The organism is Leptotrichia rugosa, from assembly GCF_041200005.1.
Classification (GTDB): domain Bacteria; phylum Fusobacteriota; class Fusobacteriia; order Fusobacteriales; family Leptotrichiaceae; genus Leptotrichia; species Leptotrichia rugosa.
The window spans coordinates 269,864-293,077 of sequence record NZ_CP165644.1 but is presented as its reverse complement, the minus strand read 5'-3'; the positions used below and the strand labels follow the sequence as shown (position 1 = coordinate 293,077).

At 30.3% G+C, this 23,214-nt stretch carries 19 protein-coding genes; 5 read left to right on the top strand and 14 right to left on the bottom strand.

The annotated features are described in order from the left end of the window. Positions 1-30: 30 nt before the first annotated feature. Both AB8B22_RS01415 and AB8B22_RS01410 read right to left on the bottom strand, forming a co-directional pair. Entirely contained in the window at positions 31-2,154 is a 2,124-nt protein-coding gene (locus AB8B22_RS01415) for a spherulation-specific family 4 protein (RefSeq protein ID WP_369711311.1), read from the bottom strand. Positions 2,155-2,370: 216 nt separating this feature from the next. Then, complete coding sequence (locus AB8B22_RS01410) at positions 2,371-3,435, bottom strand: zinc-binding alcohol dehydrogenase family protein (RefSeq protein WP_369711310.1); 1,065 nt, start codon at positions 3,433-3,435, stop codon at positions 2,371-2,373. Positions 3,436-3,602: 167 nt separating this feature from the next. Here AB8B22_RS01410 and AB8B22_RS01405 point away from each other — a divergent pair, with 167 nt between their 5' ends. The 5 genes from AB8B22_RS01405 (at position 3,603) to AB8B22_RS01385 (ending at position 7,750) form a co-directional block, all read left to right on the top strand. Then, positions 3,603-4,052: a MarR family transcriptional regulator gene (locus AB8B22_RS01405; RefSeq protein ID WP_369711309.1), complete on the top strand. Its 450-nt coding sequence runs from the start codon at positions 3,603-3,605 to the stop codon at positions 4,050-4,052. A gap of 72 nt (positions 4,053-4,124) precedes the next feature. Next, positions 4,125-4,871: an ABC transporter ATP-binding protein gene (locus AB8B22_RS01400; RefSeq protein WP_369711308.1), complete on the top strand. Its 747-nt coding sequence runs from the start codon at positions 4,125-4,127 to the stop codon at positions 4,869-4,871. Further along, a complete protein-coding gene (locus tag AB8B22_RS01395; protein ID WP_369711307.1) occupies positions 4,864-6,381 on the top strand; it encodes an ABC transporter permease/substrate-binding protein in 1,518 nt (505 codons plus the stop codon). The genes AB8B22_RS01400 and AB8B22_RS01395 overlap by 8 nt, the downstream gene beginning before the upstream one ends. Positions 6,382-6,644: 263 nt before the next feature. Continuing rightward, positions 6,645-7,307, top strand: a complete 663-nt coding sequence (locus AB8B22_RS01390) for a J domain-containing protein (RefSeq protein WP_369711306.1) — start codon at positions 6,645-6,647, stop codon at positions 7,305-7,307. After that, positions 7,307-7,750, top strand: a complete 444-nt coding sequence (locus tag AB8B22_RS01385) for a hypothetical protein (protein ID WP_094079290.1) — start codon at positions 7,307-7,309, stop codon at positions 7,748-7,750. Before AB8B22_RS01390 ends, AB8B22_RS01385 begins: the two co-directional genes overlap by 1 nt. Before the next feature lie 101 nt (positions 7,751-7,851). Here the strand turns inward: AB8B22_RS01385 and AB8B22_RS01380 are convergent, their stop codons facing one another. From AB8B22_RS01380 to AB8B22_RS01325, 12 genes are all read right to left on the bottom strand, one after another. Next, positions 7,852-8,664: an HAD family hydrolase gene (locus AB8B22_RS01380; protein ID WP_369711305.1), complete on the bottom strand. Its 813-nt coding sequence runs from the start codon at positions 8,662-8,664 to the stop codon at positions 7,852-7,854. 189 nt (positions 8,665-8,853) lie between these two features. Beyond that, the gene (locus AB8B22_RS01375; protein ID WP_369711304.1) at positions 8,854-9,999 is read right to left on the bottom strand and encodes a 5-methyltetrahydropteroyltriglutamate--homocysteine S-methyltransferase; all 1,146 of its coding nucleotides are present in this window, start codon (positions 9,997-9,999) and stop codon (positions 8,854-8,856) included. 80 nt (positions 10,000-10,079) lie between these two features. Next, positions 10,080-12,368, bottom strand: coding sequence for a 5-methyltetrahydropteroyltriglutamate--homocysteine S-methyltransferase (gene metE / locus AB8B22_RS01370; protein WP_369711302.1), 2,289 nt, complete (start codon positions 12,366-12,368; stop codon positions 10,080-10,082). A 178-nt stretch (positions 12,369-12,546) separates the two neighbouring features. Next, a complete protein-coding gene (locus tag AB8B22_RS01365) occupies positions 12,547-12,993 on the bottom strand; it encodes an OmpA family protein (protein ID WP_314080259.1) in 447 nt (148 codons plus the stop codon). 86 nt (positions 12,994-13,079) lie between these two features. After that, on the bottom strand, positions 13,080-13,295 hold the full coding sequence (locus AB8B22_RS01360; RefSeq protein ID WP_369711301.1) for a hypothetical protein: 216 nt from the start codon (positions 13,293-13,295) through the stop codon (positions 13,080-13,082). A 147-nt stretch (positions 13,296-13,442) separates the two neighbouring features. Then, positions 13,443-14,546 (bottom strand): IS200/IS605 family element RNA-guided endonuclease TnpB, encoded by a 1,104-nt coding sequence (gene tnpB / locus AB8B22_RS01355; protein ID WP_369711299.1) that lies wholly within the window; start codon positions 14,544-14,546, stop codon positions 13,443-13,445. 576 nt (positions 14,547-15,122) lie between these two features. After that, on the bottom strand, positions 15,123-15,872 hold the full coding sequence (locus tag AB8B22_RS01350; protein WP_369711298.1) for a LysR family transcriptional regulator: 750 nt from the start codon (positions 15,870-15,872) through the stop codon (positions 15,123-15,125). A gap of 20 nt (positions 15,873-15,892) precedes the next feature. Then, a complete protein-coding gene (locus AB8B22_RS01345; protein ID WP_369711297.1) occupies positions 15,893-17,839 on the bottom strand; it encodes a DUF2207 domain-containing protein in 1,947 nt (648 codons plus the stop codon). Positions 17,840-17,873: 34 nt separating this feature from the next. After that, entirely contained in the window at positions 17,874-18,440 is a 567-nt protein-coding gene (locus tag AB8B22_RS01340) for a LemA family protein (RefSeq protein ID WP_068155213.1), read from the bottom strand. 16 nt (positions 18,441-18,456) lie between these two features. Next, the gene (locus tag AB8B22_RS01335) at positions 18,457-19,629 is read right to left on the bottom strand and encodes a hypothetical protein (RefSeq protein WP_369711296.1); all 1,173 of its coding nucleotides are present in this window, start codon (positions 19,627-19,629) and stop codon (positions 18,457-18,459) included. After that, positions 19,613-22,204 (bottom strand): DUF2339 domain-containing protein, encoded by a 2,592-nt coding sequence (locus AB8B22_RS01330; protein ID WP_369711295.1) that lies wholly within the window; start codon positions 22,202-22,204, stop codon positions 19,613-19,615. Before AB8B22_RS01330 ends, AB8B22_RS01335 begins: the two co-directional genes overlap by 17 nt. A gap of 166 nt (positions 22,205-22,370) precedes the next feature. Further along, positions 22,371-23,207 (bottom strand): SDR family oxidoreductase, encoded by an 837-nt coding sequence (locus AB8B22_RS01325; RefSeq protein WP_369711293.1) that lies wholly within the window; start codon positions 23,205-23,207, stop codon positions 22,371-22,373. Positions 23,208-23,214: the final 7 nt, after the last annotated feature.

The window sequence follows — 23,214 nt, the reverse complement described above, 5'->3', positions numbered from 1 at the left end:
ATATAATTTTATTATTCTTCTCCTTTATTTTTAAAATGCAGCATTAAATCCTAATTTTACAGCACTATTTTTATTATCTTGCAATTCATAGGACAATTTTACTCCAAAGTTGTCTGCAACATTATATTTTAAACCAGCTTCCGCATTTACTCCACCTCTTGAATAAGATAACGGCGCAAGTTCATATCTTTTCAAATGTTCTCTTTCTCTGTGATAAGATTTTTTAGCAAATCTGCTTTCGTATTCTACATTCCCAAATAAATCAACTTTTCCAAGTGATGTTTCTCCGTAAATACCAACAGTTCCATTTGGTAAAGTTGTTGATGTTCCTGAAAAGTTAAGTTTGTCAATATCTCCTTCTTTAACTCTTGTAACTCCAAGACCAACATACGGTTTTATGTAACCGTTGTCAAATAAAAATTTGTAACCTAATTTTGTTGAAAAATCCAAAATTTTTGACTTAAATTCCGCATCACTTATAGCTCCAAGAGTCTTACTTGTTTCAAATCTATGCTTATTTGTCGAATAAAGTAAATTTCCAATTAAATCAATGTTGTCGTTAAAGTCATATTTTCCACTTAATCCAAGCTGATAAGATTTAATTTTTTCTTTTATATCTTCAAATTTTTCTTTGTAATAAACATTGGATGTGTCATATCCAAAAGTTGTTCCCAAAGTAAATTTCCCAAAATCTTTTGATCCGTTAATTAAAACACCGTCGCTAACTGAATTATATTTTACATTGCTCTGTTTATCTTTGTATCTATCACCATTGTTATCCAAATATTGAATATCCAATTTATACTGACCATCTTTTGTTTTTTCAAGATTTTTTAATGTTGTATTTCTAGCCGATCTTGCTAAATCCAAATCGACTTTTGAACGAGGCATCTCAACTGTAACTTTTTCCGCCGCTTGATTTTCAGGTGAAAATAAACTTCCAGTTTTTGGAGTAAAGTTATTAACTGTCATCATCAGATCTTCAAAATATGTTGGCAAGTCATCGTAAGCATTTGGTGTCGCAGCAGTTGTAATATAAACCAGTCCTGCGTTTCTCTCACGAGATAATTTTATAATTTCTTCATATTGTTCAGGTGTCGCTGAATGAATAATATGATAAATTTTATTAGCATTTTCTGGATTATTTTCAAATTCAGAAGTTCTGTTGGCAAAATTATTTATATAATCACTCGCTGAAGTTTCATTTGTAAGCCAAATATCCGCATATGGTGCAATTGCATCATTAATTCCGGCACCGGGATTTCCTATTACAGTCATATTAGGATATTTAGTTTTGACATATTTATACAGATTTAACATATAATTTACTTCATTCTGATTACTTCCGTTCAAAGTTTCATCAAAAAATATACCAGAAATATTATTATTTCCATAAAACTCAACATATTTATCAATATCAGCATATACATCGTCAAGATTTCTTGTAAATCCTGTAGTTTCAACATAACCAACGCTCTTTATTCCAGCTTCGTTATTTTTTTGAATCTGTTTAGTAAAATTGTCATTTACTTGAGTATCAGGTCCATTATTAGGATTTATAATTGCATAAGGAATTTTTCCAGCACCATTTTTCGCAACACTTTCCCAATATGGATCTCCGTCTGATGGAGCATGATAAGTAGGCATAAGGAATGTTTGATTTTTAAGTGGTGTTTCTTCGGCTCTATGTTTTTTTGCAAAGCCGCCTTTATATTCGACATTAATTTGAATTAGATCAGGGTCTTCACTGTAATTATTTCGAAATTTTCTGCTGTTATTATTTCTTTTATAATTATAACTAGATATTTCCGAATCTTTAGAAGCAATATTTTCTAAATTTTTTGGAGAATCTATAGCAGCTTTTTCATTATAATAATTCTCTTTTTCTTGCTTTACATCAACTGTTTGATTTTTATTTTTTTTACTTTCAGCTCTTTTATTTTCAAATTCTTTTACACTAATTTTTTCAATTTCAAAATTTTTATTTTCATCGTTATTTTCAAGTTCATCTTTATTTGAGACAACATTTTCCTCTTCAGTAGCAGTAGAGATGTCATTCATTTCACTATTGCTGTTATCTATTGGTTTTCCATAACTTATTCCTGCGACTCCAGCCATAATACATGGAATTATTTTTTTTAATTGACTTTTCATCGTTGAATTCTCCTTTTCGCATAATTTTTTTATTCTAATTTTTTCTCAGTTATAAAATAACATAAATTTCGCAAAAAGTAAATAAATATTTTTAATTAACATTTTAGTTTCAAAAAATTAACTAATTTTTACTATTTTTCCTTTTTTATCTGCTACTTTATTTTTTTTTATAATTATTATTTTAATTCTTAATATAATTACATCATATTTTTCTTATTAATCCACAACTATGACAACTTTCCCATTCGCCATATTCCCTTCCAAAAATTTATGCGCATCTGCAATTTCATCTAATGAGAAAACTTTTGAAATTTTAGGTCTGATCGAATGTTTTTCAATAAAATCAAACATTTCATCAACTGTATCTTTATTGACATTTGTGCTGTCAAATGAAGTTAAATACGACTCTGAAATGATGTCTACCAATGGCTCAAAATCTTCAATTATCCAGCCTCCAAGACATCCTGTCATACAGACGATTCCACCTTGCTTTACTGATTTTAGCGACGATTTCAAAGTTGGTCTTCCAATTAATTCTAAAACTTTATCCACGCCATCTGGGAATAATTTTTTCAAATTTTCATCAAAATTTTCATCTCCAACAATCACTTCATCTGCACCTTTTTCCTTCAAAAACTGCTTTTTAGATGCACTTCTGCTCGTAGCAGCAACTTTTACATTGATAGCTTTTGCCAACTGAATAGCTGCTAATGCCACCGAACCTGTTCCACCTCGAACTAAAAGTGTTTCTCCTTCCTTTAATTTCAAACTTTTAAAAAGTGAGCCATACGCCGTATAATAAAGTTCTGGATATGCTGCAATTTCTGACCAGAAAATATTTTCTTCTGTAATTTCCAAATTTTTTGAAAATCTTTCTTTTAACAATTCTTTACTTTTTAATTCGATATTTTTGAAAAAATCTTTTTCATCAGGCAATCTATAAACCTGATTTTTAGGAATCAAAATATATTCTGCATAACTTCCGTCAAATTCTCTTCCCATGCCATTCATCATCGAAAAAACTTTGTCACCTTTTTTAAAATCGCTGTTAGACGGATCTTCCACAATGCCGACACACTCAATCCCAATTACTCTTGGAAGTTTTACCGATGGCGAATTTCCTTGACGAGTGAAAATTTCCGCTCTATTTATTCCAAATGCCTTTATTTTCACAAGAATCCAGTCCTTTTTCACTGCTGGAATTGGCACATTTTTTACTTTCATTTCTTGAGCACTACAAGGTTTTTCAAGCACCATTGCTTTCATAAATTTTCTTTCCATAAATTTTAACTTCCTTCCTTTTGATTTCTATTTATTTAAAAATTTTATCATGTTTTATAAAATATTTGACTTATATGTTACTGTATGGTAATATAAATTTACTATATAGTAATATTTTTATGTAAATATATTATCATATAGTAATAATTTTGTAAAGGAGGAAATCTATGAAATCAAACTCTGGATTTTATATAGGCAGAATAAAACAAGTAAATACTAGACTTTTGAATAAATTTTTGGCGCAAAAAAATATAACAGCGTTTAATGGGGAACAAGGTCGAATCTTACATGTACTTTGGGAAAATGATGGGATTAGTAACAGAGAATTGTCGAAAAAATCTGGTCTTGCTATGAGTTCGCTTACAACGATGCTTGAGCGGATGGAAGAAAAAAATTTATTAATACGAAAATTTTGTCCGACTGATAAACGGAAAAGTTTAATTTTTTTGACAAATTATGCTAAATCTTTGAAAAGTGAATATGATGAAATTTCTGATAAAATGACCGAAATCTCTTTTGAAGGAATTTCAGATGAGGAACGATTGGCTTTTGAGGCAACTTTAGAAAAAGTTTTGTATAATTTTGAGAGAGCTGAACAGGAATTTAATAAAAAATAAAAATAATTTAATATGCCGAATGAATTCTGAAATTTATAAAAAATTATTTGGTGTCTAATTGGAGGTAAATGAATGATAGAATTTATCAATGTTGGAATGACTTATCCGAATGGAAATGTTGGATTAAAAAATATAAACTTGACTATAAATGAGTCTGAAATTACGGTTTTTATTGGACTGTCTGGGAGCGGGAAAACTACGCTTTTGAAAATGATTAACCGGTTGGAGGATAATACGACTGGGGAAGTGAAAATTAATGGAAAAAATGTAAAGGATTATAACATTCACAAAATGCGTTGGGATATTGGATATGCTTTGCAGCAAGTGGCACTTTTTCCACATATGACGGTTGAAGAAAATATTGCGATTGTGCCTGAATTGAAAAAATGGAAGAAAGAAAAAATTGATACGAGAATTAATGAGTTATTAAATATGGTTGGGCTTGAGCCTAAAAAATATCGAAAGAGAAACCCTTCAGAATTATCTGGTGGAGAAGCACAAAGGGTTGGAATTGCAAGAGCTCTAGCTGCTGATCCAAAAATTATTTTAATGGACGAACCATTTAGTGCATTAGATCCCATCACTCGTGCAAATTTACAGGAAGATGTGAAAAAACTTCAGAAACAAATTCACAAAACAATTGTTTTTGTAACTCACGACATTGAGGAAGCATTTTTATTGGGGGATAAAATTTGCATTATTCAAGATGGCGAATTAATTCAATCTGGAACAAAACACGAAATAATCTCAAATCCTAAAAATGATTTTGTGAAAAAATTTATAGCTTTTAAAAAGAAAGAAGGTGAAATTTATGAATAAATTAATTTTGACTTTTTTAGAGAAAAAAGACGAACTTTTTAGTGGAATTGTGGAGCATATTCAAATTTCTTTCATTGCACTAATAATCGCTCTAATTATCGCCATTCCACTAGGAATTTATTTGAGCTATCATAAAAAATTAGCAAATATTGTTATTGCAATTAACGGCGTTATTCAAACTATACCATCTTTAGCAATTTTAGCACTTCTAATTCCTATTGTTGGAATTGGGAGAAAACCTGCTATAATCGCCTTAATACTTTATGCTCTGCTTCCAATTTTACATAATACTTACACTGGGATTACTAGCGTGGATCCAATGTATATGGTAACTTCAAGAGCTTTAGGAATGAATAAATTTCAACAACTTTCAAAAGTTCAGCTTCCACTGGCTATGCCTGTAATAATGACAGGAGTTAGAACGGCTGCAGTTTTAATTATTGGGACTGCCACACTGGCTTCACTTGTTGGAGCTGGAGGACTTGGAAAGTTGATTTTACTTGGTCTTGATAGGAATAATAACTATTTGATTTTGTTAGGAGCAATTCCTGCCGCTTTACTTGCGATTTTATTCGATTTCATCTTTAAGCAGTTAGAAAAATTGAGTATCAAAAAAATATTAATTTTCCTAATTTTAATCACATTTGCGTGTCTTTTTGGGTCAATTAGCAATTTTAATAATACAAAAAAAGATAAATTGATAATTTCTGGAAAACTTGGTTCAGAGCCAGAAATATTGATAAATATGTATAAAATTTTGATTGAAGAAAATAGTAAACTTGGTGTTGAGTTAAAACCTGGACTTGGAAAAACTTCATTCGTATTCAATGCTTTGAAAAATGGCGATATTGATATTTATCCTGAATTTTCAGGAACCGCAGTTTTCACTTTTTTGAATGAAACTCCTGTGAATAATAATGCCGAAGATGTTTTCAATCAAGCAAAAAAAGGTATGGAAACTAAATTTAAAATGGTTATGTTAAAACCTATGAAATATAATAATACTTATGCAATCGCTGTTAGCAAGAAATTTGCCAATGAAAATAATTTGAAGACGATTTCTGATTTGGCGAGAGTGAAAGATAAGATAAAAGCTGGATTTACAAGGGAGTTTAATGACCGTGAAGATGGTTATCTTGGACTTAAAAAATTGTATCAGTTTGAAATTCCGAATATTAAAGAGTTTGAGCCAAAACTCCGTTATGTTGCTGTTCAAAGTGGCGATATTAACTTGGTTGACGCATATTCTACTGATCCTGAACTTGCTCAATATAATATGGTTATTTTAAAGGATGATAAGCATTTATTTCCACCATATCAAGGTTCTCCAATGATGCGTGAAGAAACTTTAAAAAAATATCCTGAATTGAAAAAGATTTTGGAAAAATTGAGTGGAAAAATTTCAGATGAAGAAATGTCGACAATGAATTACCGTGTTTCTGTGAAAGGTGAGAAAGCGGAAGATGTTGCTAGAGAATATTTGAGAAATGCTGGAATTATTAAAAAATAGAAAATTAGTAGGTTAGTTATAAAATAAAAAAATTAGTCGGATGAAAATTCGGCTTTTTTTTATTTATTAGAAAATAAATTTGGTTTTTATTACTTTCTTTTATAAAAAAAAATATAAAATATAAAAGTTGACATTTAATTTATAATTAAGTAAAATAATATTAATTCATTAAATTTTTTAGCAGCTATTGATTTCATAGCTAAATTTATAATTAAGATGCAACATATTTATAAAATGTAAACATCTAAAAAAGGAGATAATTAGTGAAAATTTTAATAAGAATAATACAATTTATGTTAAATGAAATTGTTGAAATTTTTAGTTCTGTTTGGATATTTTTAATGGGGATTGGATTTTATGTAATATTGCCAATTTTAACTTTTTTTGCTTTTCTTGCTCTGATTATCGGGAAAAATTGGAATGGATTTATCGGCATTTTACTTTTCACTTTTATTGCTTGTGCAGTTTTTGGGATTATCAAATTCATTCAGGTATTTTTGAATTTTATTTTAGGATTTTTTTTGAATGAAAGTGAAGAAAATAAGAAAATTTACAAAGAATATAAGCAATGGTATGAAAGTGTAAGAAATCAAGAATATGAAAGAAGAAAAAGAACTCAGGAAGAATACCAAAGACAACAACATAACAAACAAAATAACAGCAATTCACGTTTCAATTACAAAAGTACGAATGATAATGGAATTATTCAAAAATTTGAAAAATATCTTGATTTTTTGGGAATTGATAAAAATGGGGAAATTACTGATAGGATTATACACAAAGCATTTTTAAAGAAAATGAAAGTAGTTCATCCAGATAAGAATATCGGTAAGGATACTACAGCTCAGGCTCAAGAAATAAAAGCGATGGAGGACTTCTTAAAGGAACAACTTGAATATTATTTAATGCAAAAGGAGAAAAAATAATGATTTTGAAAAATTATAAATATATAAATTTAGCTTATCCAGTTAGACTACTTATTTTTCTGATTTGTATTTCCGTGCCAATTATTTTAAAATTTGAAGTATTTATTATTGGTATTTGTTTTGTAGTTTCTGTTTTTATTATTTTTGGTACTAATGCTTGTGAAAAGGCAATCCAGAAAGAACTTAATCGAAGAATGTCAAAACTTCCCGTTCCTAAAAACCAGATTTTTAAATGGATGAAAGATAGTAGTATCGGTTATGCATTTACAGATTTATCAAAAGGAACAATTTGGATTTGTAGTACACAGACAAAGTTTGAACTGCACATATATTTGATTTCAGAATTTGATATAATAGAATCTTTTGAAAAAATTCAATTTCGGAAACATTCAAATACAGTACAAGAAAATGAGCTTCGAGAGTTTACGATTTATAAATTTTAAATAATCTTAACTTTTGATCTAAATTATCTGTTAGAATTTTTATAAATGAGATTGTTGAACGAGGGGGACAATTTCCCCCTTACCATATAAAAATTGCTTTTTTATAAATCAAACAATTCTCTTAATTTTTTTGCCATCCCATCTTCAGCATTACTTTCAATAACTTCCGTATCTGTAAGTTTTTCAAGCAGCAAATAAATTGAATTTCCCATCGCAAATCCAAGCCCAGTTTCTGTTATCAATTCATAGTCATTCAATCCATCTCCAAATGAAACCGCATCTTTTAATGTAAGTCCATCTCTTTCTAGCAGCACTTCAGCCGCTTTTGCCTTATTGCAGTTTGCTGAAAAAATTTCCAAACTTCCTTCGTTCGCAAATAAAAGACTTACATTTCCATCTCCAACCGCTTTTCTTATTTCATCTTCAAGTTTTAAAAGTTCATCGTGATTTTCTCCAAGAAAAAATATTTTTGTAAAATCATGCCTTTTAAATTCTTCAGGAGTAATTTGCTCTGGGTATCTAGTTCTATCAGGCTTTTTATTGTAAAAATATTCTCGTAAATCTTCAGTAACAAACCAATTTGGACCAGAATATCCTGTTATAATTATATCTTTCCCAAATGACCTGTAATTAATATCCAAGACTTTATCTAAATATTCTCGCTTCAAATTATTCGCAAAAATTTTATTTCCATTTTCATCAAAAACAACAGATCCGTGTGAAGTAATAAGCGGAACTTTCACGCCAAGTTCATCCATCGCTTCTTTCGCTCCTAAATAATTTCTTCCAGTCGCAATATAAAACTTTATTCCTTTTTTCAATAATAATTCTACTGTTTCCCTAGTAAATTCACTCACTTTGTGTTCTGCATTCAAAAGTGTACCGTCCAAATCACTTACAACAGCTTTAAACATTCTATTCTCTCCTTCTTTCATCACTAGTTATTATTTTTTTATTCTTACATTATTATAACATATTTTTTCATTAGAAAAAAGGAGGAAAAAATTTCCTCCACTCAAAACCTTATTTTTTATATTTAAAATAAAATTTAAAAATTGTAAATTATAATTATTTTATTCAGACTTCAATATTATTTATCTTTACTAATTTTTCCCCCAAACTTCATCCGCAACTTCCTTAATGAATCTAAGTTTTGCCCATTGCTGTTCTTCTGTAAGGTGATTTCCCTCCTCTGTCGAAGCAAATCCACATTGTGGACTCAAATAAAGTCTGTCAAGCTGGACATATTTTGAAGCTTCTTTTATACGGGCAATCACAGCCTCTTTTTCTTCCAAAGTCGGATTTTTAGAAGTTATAAGCCCCAATACAACTTTTTTATCCCCAGAAACTTTTGCAAGTGATTCAAAAGTTCCTGCTCTTTCTGTATCAAATTCCAAATAATAAGCATTTACATCTTCTTTTCCAAAAAGTTCATCCGCAATTTTGTCATATCCACCTTGGCCAAACCAAGTTGAAGCATAATTTCCACGGCAAACGTGCGTATTAATTACCAAATCTTCTGGATTATTTTGAAATACTCTATTATTTATATTTAAAAATCTCTCTGCAAATTCACGCCTGATAACTTCCTTATCCCTGTCACTTTTTTCGATAAATGAAGCAATGAAATTGTCATCCACAAGACATCCCCAAGTGCAGTCATCAATCTGCAAAGTTCTAAGCCCTTCATTATACAATTCATTTATTACCGTTTTGTAAGCATTCACAATATCATCTTCCAATCCTTTGAAATCAGGATAAACTTTAAGAAGTGCCTTGACATGCTTATCTTCCCTTACCAATTCCGCATAAAACTGTGCTGGAGCTGGTATTGTAAATCTGGCTTCCACACCTTTTTTATCCCTTACCAAATCTCGCAAGAATGTATAATGCTTTATAAATGGATGATTTTCCCCACTAATTTTTCCAGTAACAATCGCAGTGTCATCACGAGTTACAACTCCATTAAATTCATATCCCTTATCAGCATGAATATGCCCAATTCCATTAAATCCCCAGAAAAAGTCCAAATGCCAGTAACTACGTCTAAACTCTCCATCAGTAACACTTGTATATCCTAGCTCAATTTGCTTATCCACAATTTTTTTAATTTCTTCATTCTCAATTTTTGTCAATTCTTCCCTGTCAATTTTCCCTTTTTCAAAATCATTTCTAGCTTTCTTCAATCTTTCAGGTCTTAAAAAACTTCCTACTACATCATGTCTATGAGGCGCATTTATTGTACACATATTTATCAGCTCCTTTATTTATTATTTATTTATAAATTTATTATATTTTTTGCATTTTTTTATTTTTTTTAATAATATTTCTATAATCTACTTTTCACAATTTTTGTAGCTTCAACAAGATTTTCCAAACTTTTTACAGTTTCTGTAATTCCTCTTGTCTTTAATCCACAATCAGGATTTACCCATAATTTTTCTTTTCCAATTTTTTTAACCATTATTTCTAAAGCTGCTACAATTTCTTCAACTGAAGGTACTCTAGGAGAATGAATATCATAAACTCCAGGACCTACCTCTGTTTCAAAGTTATTTTCTTTTAGGAAATCAAGAATTGTCAATTTTGATCTTGAAGCTTCAAATGTTATAACATCGGCATCCATATTGTCAATGTCTTTTATTATATCTTCAAACTGGCTGTAGCACATATGCGTATGAATCTGCGTATCCACTTTTACTCCGCTATGGCAAAGTCTAAATGCCTTCAATCCCCAATCAAGGTATTCTTTATGCCAATCTTCCTTTCTTAACGGCAATTTTTCCCTAAGTGCAGCTTCATCTATCTGAATTATTTTTATTCCTGCTTTTTCTAAATCCAATACTTCTTCTCGTATGGCAAGTCCAATTTGAAATGCCATTTCGCTTAATGAAATATCTTCTCTTGGAAATGACCAGTTTAGTATTGTTACAGGCCCTGTAAGCATTCCTTTAACAGGCTTTTTAGTTAATTTTTGAGCATATTCTGAATATAGAACTGAAATTGGCTTTGTTCTTTTCACATCTCCAAAAATTATTGGCGGTTTTACACATCTTGTTCCATAAGACTGAACCCACGCTTTTTCTGTAAATATATATCCTGCCAGATTTTCTCCAAAAAATTCAACCATGTCATTTCTTTCATACTCTCCATGCACAAGCACATCAAGTCCAATTTTTTCCTGCAATTCAATACATTCTTTTATAAAGTTAAATACATTTTTATCATATTCTTCTTTGCTAATTTCACCTTTTCTAAATTTGCTTCTATTTAGCTTCACTTCCTTTGTTTGTGGAAAAGAACCTATTGTAGTTGTTGCAAGTAAAGGGATGTTCAACTCTTCCCTTTGAATTTTCTGTCTTTCCTTTCTTGCTCCCTCTCTTACAAAATCACTATCTTTCAATTTTTTAACCGTATCTCTAATTTCCTTATCTTCCATTCCTTTTTCAGAAGTTATAATTTTTTGGTTTTTTACATAAAATTCATTTTCCTGTACTTTTTCCAGCGAATTTTCCCAAAGAACTTGACTCAATTCTCCCAACTCTTTTAATTCTGATAATTTTTCCTCAGCAAACGAGAAATGTCTTAATATATTTTCTGATAATTTTTTTTCATTTCTCAAAGTATAAGGCACATGAAGCAGTGAACAAGATGTCGTTATTACTATATTTTCAACTTTTCCTTTTAAATTATTCAATATATTTAAAACTTTTTTATAGTCACATTTCCAAATATTTTTCCCGTTTACAACTCCTGCAAATAATATTTTATCTTTTGGAAATCCCTTTTCAGTTATTAATTTCTCAGTTTGTCTTCCCTCAGCAAAATCAAGACCTATCCCATCAAAATCAAGCTCTGTTATTGTCTTGTAGCAATCTCTCACATCTCCAAAATATGTTTGAAGCAATACTTTTACATCTTTCTTATTCTTCAAAATTTCTGTATAAATTTCTTCAAACAATTTTATATCTTTCTCTGTCTGATCTGTTACTAATTGCGGTTCTTCAATTTGAATCCAATCGATATTTTTTTCATTACATTTTTTCAGCAATTCCACATAAACATTTACAATATCAGTTAAATATTCTTTTTTCTCTTTATTTCCAGTTGTTTTAGCCAATTTATAAAATGTAAATGGTCCAATTACTGACGGATGAGTGTTCACTCTTAATTTTTTAGCTTCCTCAAGTTCATTAAATATCTTATCTGCATTTAATTTAATCTCTGCATAATCATCTAGTTCAGGAACCATATAATGATAATTGGTATTGTACCATTTTCTCATTGAAAGAGCTTTTACATCTCCTTTTTCCCCTTGATAACCTCTCGCAATTGCAAAATATGTATTCAGTTCATTCAATCCTAAATCTTTATAATGTTTTGGAATCGCATTCAATAAAATTATTGTATCCAGTATTCCATCATAAAATGAAAATGTATTTCCCGGAATAAATGAAATTTTTTCTTCCTTCTGTTTTAACCACTGGTCTTTTCTAAGCTTTTCCGCTATTTCCAAAAGTTCATTCTCTGTAATTTCATTTCTCCAATATTTTTCTATCGCAAATTTTAATTCTCTATTTTCCCCAATTCTAGGGTATCCAATAATCGCCGTTTTCATAATTTATCTCCTTTATCTATTTGTTACACTAATAATATTTCTAATTATTTTTGATAAAATTATTATATACAAATATATTATTTCTGTAAAATACATTTATTTTTTGGTTTGCTATAACTTTAAATTATATCAAAAGGTATAAAAAAACTCTGAATACAAATTAATATATTTCTATTAACTATTCTGCCAGTTCCTTAAACTTGATATTCTTAATAAAAATTTCAACTCTCCTGTTATTGTATCTTCCAGCAACTGTTCCATTAGTATCTATAGGAAAATTTTCTCCTTCTCCTGTAATTTTACTAATTATAAATTTTTCATTCAATCCAAACTCTCTTAATATTTTTGCAGTATTTTGCGCCCTTATTATTGACAATTTCAAATTATGCCTTTTTGTTCCAATAGAATCTGTATATCCAATAATTTCAATTGATCCACTTTCTGCAAAATTATTAATAAAATGTACAATGTATTTTATATCTTGACTTCCTTCTTCATTAATTATCTCTCCATTTACTTTAAAACCTCGAATTACACACTTTGTATCTCCTTCTGCACAAGGTACTAAAAGAGCCATTACATTCATACCAAATATCAACATTAAAAATATAACAATTTTTTTCACTGTTATCAGCTCCCGTATTTCTATCTTAAAATCATTTTATAATAAAATAAAAATTAAAAAATAATAAAATAACTCTAAATATTAAATTAAAGAATTTCCGTGTATTTCAAATGCTTCTTCAAAGCTTCCACATAAACCTTTGCATATATACTCAGTTCAATATTTTTCTGCATTATAATCCCAACTTTCATATATTCGTCCACTTCTAGCGGTTTTGCAATAATATTCTCCCCGTTTAATTCCTTACTGATTATCCCAGTACTCACAGTATATCCGTTAAGCCCGACTGCTAAATTAAACAAAGTCGCTCTATCTCTAACTTTTATATTTTTATCCCTCTGAACCTCCCACTTCTTGCGTCGCAGGGTTCTTGGGTAGTAGTTGCTTTTTTTTAGCCAACTAAATTTACCAAGCTATCCCCATAGTTCCTACGGTTCATATATTCTTATTTAAGCACTTATTTCTAATATCCTTAGTCCTTCTTTTAATATGTTTTTTGCTGCATTTATATCCCTATTATGTACAGCTCCACATACCGAACAAGTCCATTCTCTTATGCTTAAGTCTTTTACTTCTTCATTCTTATATCCGCAACAGTTACATATTTGACTGCTTGCAAAAAACTTATCCACTTTTACTATTGTTCTTCCACACCACTTCGCTTTATATTCCAGTATCCTACTAAATTCGCTCCATGATACGTCTACAATATTTCTTGCTAATTTATGATTTTTTACCATATTTTTTACTTGCAAGTCTTCCATACAGATAATGTCATATTTTCTTATCAGTTCTGTCGATAATTTCTGCAAAAAGTCTTTTCTTTGATTTGTTACTTTTTCATAGCATTTTGCCACTTTTATTCTAGCCTTATTTCTATTTGAACTGCCCCTTGGTTTTCGTGACAGTTCTCTTTGACATAAAGCTAATTTTTTCAAAGATTTCTGTAAATATTTTGGATTTTCTATTAAGGTTTCATCACTGGTAATCGCAAAGTCCTTTATACCTAAATCTATTCCAACATTCTTATTTGTGCTCTCTAGTTTTTTTACTTCTACATCTGTACAACATAGAGACACATAATATTTTCCACTAGGTGCTTGTGTTATTGTTGCATTTATTATTCTTCCTTGTGGCTTCATCTTATCTCTTATTTTTAGTTTTCCTAACTTAGGTACTTTTATCCATTTACCTAAAAACTCTATATTATTATTAGTATAACTAGTTCTGTATGATTTTCTATTATCTTTCTTAGATTTAAACTTTGGATAACCCTTTCCACTAAAAAAGTTCTTATAGGCTACATCTAAATCTTTTAAAGAATTTTGTAAAGAAAATTTATCTACATCTTTTAACCATTTATTTTTTTCTTTTAAAACTGTTAGCGCTTTACTACACTCACTATATGACATAGATTTTTTCTCTTTGCTATATAATTCCTGTTTTAAGCCTAAAAAATGATTATAGACGTATCTTACACAACCAAAAGCACAATTTAACTTTTCTATTTGAGTTTTAGTTGGATAAAATCTGAACTTGTATGCTTTTTCCATTTGATTTCACCTCCATTTACTTATACCTAAGTATACTATTTTTTATACTGTAAGTAAATGAAAAAAGTAAAATTTTTCTAAATATATGAACCTAAAAACCGACTTAGTCGTTTTAGAGGTTGTCGTTCACATAAGTACGCTACCACTTATGCAGTTCTCTTATGAACTTCTTAATATTTCTATTAAGCACAGACTATATCTTATCCCACAGCTCTACCTGTTTGGGTCTACCCACTTCCACGAAGCTTTTCGTGTACTTCCCTCAGGAGGAATAGTCGTTGAACCTTACCTTCCGGTCTTGGCTGCTGATTGCCCATTATCTTAACACTTAGGGTTTAACCTTATGTCATCTAGTATATTTTTTCTGCTTTCACAACGTTCACACTTGCCTCTCTCCTTAATTTGTTAAGGTGGAGTTGCTATGTTGTAGTTATACTAGCTTTAGGGGTTCCCAGCAATTCGAGTAGTATTGGATAGCTTTTTTAAGTCGCTATCTCTACATACATATTTCTATATATGCTGACTATACTTAATGGTCTAACTCACTTCTTACGTCACAAGTGTGCAACCATATTTTTAATCAATCGTACTAAGTATTTCTTCCGAAAAATAAAACGAATTGTAATCTCCTTGCTCAAACGATAAATATGGATATTCCTTCAAGTCTTCAAGGCTAATACTTTCCTTTTTTGCCAAAGGATGATTAAAACTGATAAAAACATGCGGCTTTGCAGTAAATAATTCAATAAATTTCAGATTATTTCTTTTTATCATTTTCTCAATCACAGTTTTATTCGCTCCCGAAGTGTACAAAATTCCAATTTCACTTTTTCTCTTGCTCACATCTTCAATAATTTCATTAGTCTGAGTTTCCCTAAGCGTAAAATCGTACTTATTTTCCCCAAACTTCTTAATCACATCCACAAAAGCATTTACTGCAAACGAATAATGCTGTGTAGACACCGAAAAATGTCGAGTTATCTTATTTCCCTTCTTATACTCTTCCTCCAATAAATCTGTCTGCTCCAAAACCTGCCTTGCATATCCCAAAAACCTATCTCCCTCAAGAGAAACAATCACCCCCTTATTTGTTCTGTTAAAAATTGATATATTCATTTCATCTTCCAATTCTTTTATAGCCTTAGTCAGTGCTGGTTGAGAAACAAAAAGCTCTTTTGCAGCATCACTCAATGTCCCTTTTTCAGCGACTGTAACTACATATTTTAACTGCTGTAATGTCATTTTACCCCTTTCTTTTTTATTAGAATAATTGATAATTACTTTTTTTTCATTTTTGTACCCCTGTTCTATCGCTTTAGCCTGCATAACAAAAAAAGCTGATATTTCTACCAGCTTCCTCCACCTCCCCCGCCGGAACCTCCGCCAGAGAAACCGCCTCCACTTGAGAATCCATCCCCACCAAAACCACTTGAACTTCCAGAATCATTCCTCAAGGTGCTAAATCTTTCTTCCCTTATTTTATTATACGCATTATTGTATACTCTTGAAACCGTATTTGCCAAAATGAAACTATCGTATGTATTGAAATGCACTCCCCTATTTATGTAAGAATACGTATTTTCATCAAAATTATAGAGCTTTATTGTATTCTTCATAAGTTTTATCGCTTCATTTTTTACTCCAAGAGCTACTGCATACGGTAGTATCCCTTTAAAATAGGCTACCAGCTCGTCGACATCATTAAATTTCATAATTTGATTAGCTTCGGCAGTCTTTATGTACATTTTCATTCCATCCAGATATTCTTTTTTTCTCATTCCGTCAGCCGTATATCTTCCAATTACTTTGGAATAAACAGTATACATTGCCATAATTATGCCAATTATGATAAAATTTAAAACTCCATATATTGCTGACATAAATAATACTACTAACCACTTAACAACTTTTAAAAATGTGCTGTCATTTCCATAAATATTCTTTAAAACTAAAAATACCCTGTTTAAAATTATTCCAAAAACACAGCCAACCATAACTAAATAAGCCACTTCAAAATTGTTATCAGCTAAGCCTTCTGTTCCACTATTTGCATTTGTCGAAATTATAAAAACTATGACTATGCCAATAATAAATGCAACATTAAAAATACTGTTATCCCTGTAAACTTTCCTTTTATATTCGTTTTCAAACAATTTCAATATTTTATTTGAAGCTTTATAAAGGCTTCTTTCATTTTTGAATATGTTTCCTGTATCAGAAAGCGCATTAAAGACTATCTTTTCTTCCTCCGCTAATTCAGGCTTGCTTCTTTTACTGTCAGACAATGTATATTTTACATTTTTCCCATCACCTTTTTTGTCGTCAGCTTCAACATAACCTTTAGAAAGTAAAGAGAGCACTCCGATTGTTAATATTTCCTTAGGTTCCCTTACACCATTAATGTACGCCGCATACATGGCTGAAATATCCTTAGGTATGTTAAATTCAGGAACAATTGCCTTTTTACCCACATCTCTTCCAAATATATACCATGTTACAAAGCCATAAATTGCTAGAAATATTATTATAACAGGCCCTGCAATAAGTAAAGGGTGAGCATAATAAAGTCTCTGAAGTTTATCTAAAAATGTTGGACTTATATTATCCGTCTTTAAATTTAGGCGGAAACTTAATCCGTTATATGATTGTAAAACCTTGTTTGTTTTAATTTCAATAGTTCCATTATTTAAATTTTCAATATAATCTTTTCCGCTTTGGCCGTATTCACCTGTAAAAATATCTAATTTACTAATTTCATTTTCTGTCACAGGCTTCCCATTTCCAAATTTTATATTCACTGTGGCTTTTTCAATAGGAACTTTCCAAAACTGCCCAATCGCATTAAAATATACTTGATAAATTCCATCTTTTTCAAATACTGCATTATATATCACATAGTTAAACTCGTATCTGTTTACGCCATTTTCCACAAATCTGTCTGCAGAACCAACCCTATATCCAATACCTTCATCAAAAAGTTTCGTAGAGTATTCTTCAGAAATACCGTTTCTCTTTATTGAATTCATTTTTATATAAGATTTGTAAATATCCACCCCATTTTTCTTTGAACGTAACGGAATATCCCTATAAATTCCATGCTTTGCCGCATCATCAAATTCATAGTCAATTACTTCATTTACTGTCAAAGTCCCATTTTTATTTATCTGAACTGTAACGTCATAATTTGTTATTTTTTCAGCAATTAACGATTTTGTATTTAAAAAAAATAACGTGAAAAATACAAAAATTATTGAAAAAAGATTATTTAATTTTTGTTTGTTAAAACTTTTCATAACAATCCCCCTTCTAAAAACCCATTTAAACAAATTAAAATTTAACTTCTGGAACTTTTTCCGCCTCTTCCACGGCATTAAAGAACTCAGCCTTTTTGAATCCAAAAATTCCACCAAAAATATTGTTTGGAAAAGTTTCCACAAAAGTATTTCTATCTCTTGCTGTTCCGTTATAATATTTTCTTGAACTTTGAATTTCTGTTTCTATTTGAGTCAATTGAGATTGCAGGCTCAAAAAGTTTTCATTTGCCTTCAAGTCTGGATAATTTTCCTGTAACATCATTATTGATCTTAACGTTTTTGTCATTTCATTTTCAAGTTTTTGAATTTTTTCAATATTATCAATATCCTTTGTATCAATTGACATCATCTGACTTCTCAATTTTACCACATTTTCCAGCGTTTCCTTTTCGTGCGTCGCATATCCTTTGACAGTATTCACAAGATTAGGTATCAAATCCAGCCTTTTTTGCAAATATACGCCTATTCCGCTCCAACCTTCCTCATTCAAATTCTTCAATTTGATATATTTATTGTAAATCCCCATTGCCATCAGAACCAAAATCACCAAAATTCCTATAAAAACAAATACAATATTCATAATTCATTCTCCTCTTCTATTTTTTATTTTTATTTATTTTATTTAACATAAATCCAATTAATATTACCACAACAGCTCCTATAAAAACATTATAATAAACCGTGTAATCCCTTGGCTTTGAAACTTTCTTTTCATCCGCCTTTTCCAATTTTCCTACAAAAACTTCATCCCGTTCCTTTATTGAATCGACAAATTCCGCAATATCGTATTCTGGCTTATCTAAACTTTCATCTCCAAAGGTTATTTTATAATCTTCCCCTTCTGTAGCCCTAAACACAATTCTGTCTGGAACATAGTTTCCTGTTACCCCTTTTATTTTGAGCGGCGAATTATCTCCATTCCTTATTTCAACGATTATTTCAGACAATTTTGGCACATTTTCTAAATTTATCATCAAATTTGACTTTTCTCCAACTTTAGAAATTATCCCTTCCGTATAAAAATTATCTCCGCTTCTCACAGCATAATTTCTCTGAAATTCATCTTCCACATCCAGAACAATATTTTTTAACGGCAAAAACTTGCTCTTGATTTTCAGAATTGTACTTTTCCCTTCCTGCTCAACTTTATAATCCAATTTTGTCCCTACAGTTTTAAGTTTTCCAGCCTCATTATTTGACAATTTCAAAATTGCTTCACTAAAGATATTCCCTTTATCTAACGGGGTTACAATTTTATAAAATTCATATCTTTTTTCTGAAAATTCTATTGTCAAGTTTGACTTATCAGGTGTCTTATAAATTTCTCCCGAAGTTATCTGTTCCCAATCTATACCGTTATTACTTCCAAGCAAAGTATATTCGGTGTAAAAATTTTTGGAAGGAATCAGCGCAAGCCTATTTCCAATTATATCCTTTAACGAACTGTCAGAATTAAATTTTACAATAAATTCCATCTTATCCTTTTTTGTCAATACTTCATCTATTTTTGCTCTTGCCACAACTTTTTCGCTGTACTTTTCCTGCTCTTTTCCAGTTTCGATAACATAAGGAACTTCCTTCCCATTCTTATCAATTATCCGTATATCTCCAAGATTATTTTTACTGTTCTCATAAATATCCTCTGTCAAAAAAAATTGCTTGTATGCCGACTTTCCTGTTATTTTTATAGTTTTAAAATACTGGCTGGAAAAAAGTTGAACAATTGTTATTAAAAATAAAAACAATATTATTTTATTTATTTTCTTCATTTCTCTCACCTTTCCCAAAATCTGTATCACTCAAACTCTCTTTCACTTCCTGCTCCAATTTCTTTAAAGCCGTCTGATAAATATAGGAAGTTCCAATCAAAATAGCCCCCATACTAAAGTAAGCAATCAATTTATAGGAATTATCAAATCGTAAGAAATCCCATAAAAAACTTTTTGCCACAAAAAATATTCCTATTCCAAGCCCAATTCTTCTAACATTCCTATTTGGCACTCTAAATCCTTTCCAGACTAAATATCCACATAATAGCAGCCCAACTATATCCAAAGCCAATCCAGCACTTAAAATTAACACACTTGAATTCTCATATATCCGTAAAATAACATTTGTTACACAAAGGAAATATATTGATTCTCCGAGTATCCACAATGGTTTTTTCTCATTTTTTCTGAAAAAGCATAAATGAATATCATTTTTAGCCACAATAAACAAATAAAGATTTACAAAAATTAATAAAATTAAAAATAACAGATAACTTATTGGTATTTTCTCTTCTTGTATATTCCAGCTCCAACCAGAAATATATAAGAAAAAATTAATCATATTTATGAATAGTAAATAAATTATTTCAATTATTACCAAAAATCTCAAGCTAAAACTGTCCTGCAATTTCTTTATTTTATACGTTACCGTTCTTAAAATAAAAAGTGAAAATAATACGCCAAACAATACATCTTTACCATAATTTATCGCTTCGAATGAAGTGACAATATTAAAAACAACTTTATTTATAAAAAATATTGAATATGTAAAAATCAGATATTTAAATATTCCATTTAAAACCCGTACTTCTTTTTTGTAACTTTTCTGCTTTATCATAAAATAAAGTATAAATGAAAAAGATATTATCATCAAATCCTGAATATATACAAGCAAGTATTTTTCTTCCCGCACAATTAAATTACTCACTAACGAAACTAGATAAATCGCAATTGTCCCATATCGCATTTCCTTATTTTTATATTTTCTATAAAAGAAATATAAAAGTGCAGTTTCAGCACCCCAGGCAACCACAACAAATTTTTCTGGCACAATTAACGGGATAATCAGGATAAAACTTCCTAATGCCACGATATAAAAGATTTTTGCAACTTTGTTGTCCTTGAGCCTGTCGCCAAAAAATCCATAAATTATTCCGACTGTTCCAACTAATACGGCTTTTAGCCAACTTGGCGTTGTCTTGTCAAACAAGCTGTAAATCAATGAAAATTTTATAATTAGATTTAAACTTAGAAATATATAGTCGATTATGTTGCTTTGACGATTTTCTTTTTTGTGAGAATTTAGGAAAATGAAACTGTATGCTGTTGTGAAAATTACGATGTAGAAAAATGCCGTAATCTTGTCGTGAATGCTGTAATTTAAATAATAAACTAGCCCCGTCATATTTACTACACCTGTAACAAATCCAAAAATCTTGCTGTATATCCAGTCCTTTTTCCAAGAAACTCCAAGCACAATTCCCTGCAAAATCAAAGAATATGCCAAAACATAATAAATTTGGACATTGCTCCTATTCACCCAAATATAAGCTCCGTAAGGCAAATATCCACCAATCAGCGACAATACTCCTATTATCTGGCTATCATATCGCAATGAAAGAATCACAACCAGCCCTGTCAGTATTACCGATATAAAAAGTCCCGCTGTCATTGGATAAAGTTTGAGATAAAGCGTAGAAAGAAGCGTAGTCAAATAAAGAATCCCAATTCCGCCGCCAATCAGCCCAACTGCAAAATGCTTCTTATTTTTCTGATAAAATTTTTCTCCAGCAAAAAGAAAAAACATCCCAAGCAAATACGAAGCCGAACTTTTCACATAATTATTTGCCAGAATTTTTGCAAACTGTGTCCGAAATACCAAAAAAACTCCCAAAAAGATTGATATTATCCCTAAAAAGTTAAATCCTTTAAGTCCAATAAGTTTTTCAAATACAAATCTTTTTTTCTCTCTTTCAAAAAGAAATTCCCCTTCTTTTAAAGCCGTTTCTTCTTTTATCTTATTATGAAACACCGAAGATTCCTCTTGAAGAAATATCTTATTTTCAAAAGTTTTCCTATTACTTTTCTCTAAAAAATCACCAATTTTCCCATCAATTTTTTTTAATTCATCTCTTAATGAATCAGCTTCATCTGAAAATTCACAAGAAAGATTTCTTTCCAGCATTTTGACTTTTCTCTTCATTTCCTCCGCATAATTAGAAAGTCTTCTAGTCACTCCACTTTCCAATTCCACATTCATCTTCTCAGCCAAAATATTCTGAAACTTATCAATTTCACTATTTCTCCTAATTTTTCTTGCTTCCTTCAATTCCTCAATAAGCACCGCATTACTATTTTTAAGCCTTCCAATTTCCTCTTCCCTAATTTTCATCTTTTCATGAAATGCTTTCAAATCCTTTGCCAGCCTTTCATTATCTTCCAAAAGTTCCTTTTCCCTGCTTATTCCATCCTCATTTTTTATATTTGCAATTATTGATTCTATCTCAGAATTTAATTTTCCAATCTCCCTATACTTATTCTCAAGATTCTCTAATTCTTTTAGTTTGTCAATCATTGTAAAACCACCTCAAAAGTTTCAAAATAGAGAGTGCCCAAAATTTTGTATGAATCTCTAGACAAATCCATTAACATAAGGATTTTTTATTTTATTCACACAAAAAATTTACACTCTCTCCAAATTTAGTTAATGAAACTAACTTTATTAGAATTTTCAATATTTTTTACAAGTTCTTCAAATACTCAGAAAGCGAAGTCGCTCTACGTCCCAATACTTTTTCAATATCACAAGAAATCCCTGATTGTTCACCTTGAGCAATTGCAGTATAAGTTGAAACCCAAGAATCATATTCCCATTGTTCAGCTTTCCAAATTTTACGGCTTTCATAAGCTTCTTTTACAGTTTCATTAGTATACTTAATTTCTTTGCCAAAATGTTCACTCACAATTTTTACAATTTCATTCATTGTAAGTTCCTCAGGTCCCGTCATATTCAAAGTTTGATTTTCCCATTTTTCTGGATTTTCCAAAATTTTTGCAACAACTTCCGAAACATCTGAACGCACCACAACTGAAACTTTCCCGTTCCCAGCAGGTCCTTTTATTTCACCATACTCTCTGCACATGTCCACAAAAAAATCTGCATAAAAATTGTCTCTCAAAAATGTATATTTGAATCCATTTTCCTTAATATACTCTTCAGTCGCATAATGATCTCTTCCCAATGTAAATACAGAATTTTTTGAAGCATTATAAAACGAAAGATAAATAACATGCGAAACTTTTGCCATTTTAGCCGCATCAATAAAATCCTTATGTTGTTGAACACGATTAGGATTTTCCGAACCTGACACCATAAAAAGCACATCAATTCCTTCTAACGATTTCACAGTATCTTCTGATTTATCATAAGTCGACTTAAAAACATTAGAAAATCCAAGTTTTTTAGCTTTTTCCACATTTCTAGCTAAGTTTCTAACTTCTATTCCATTTTTCTTACATAATTTTGAAACAATTCCACCTAAGTGTCCTGTCACTCCAGTTATTGCTATTTTAACCATTTTAATC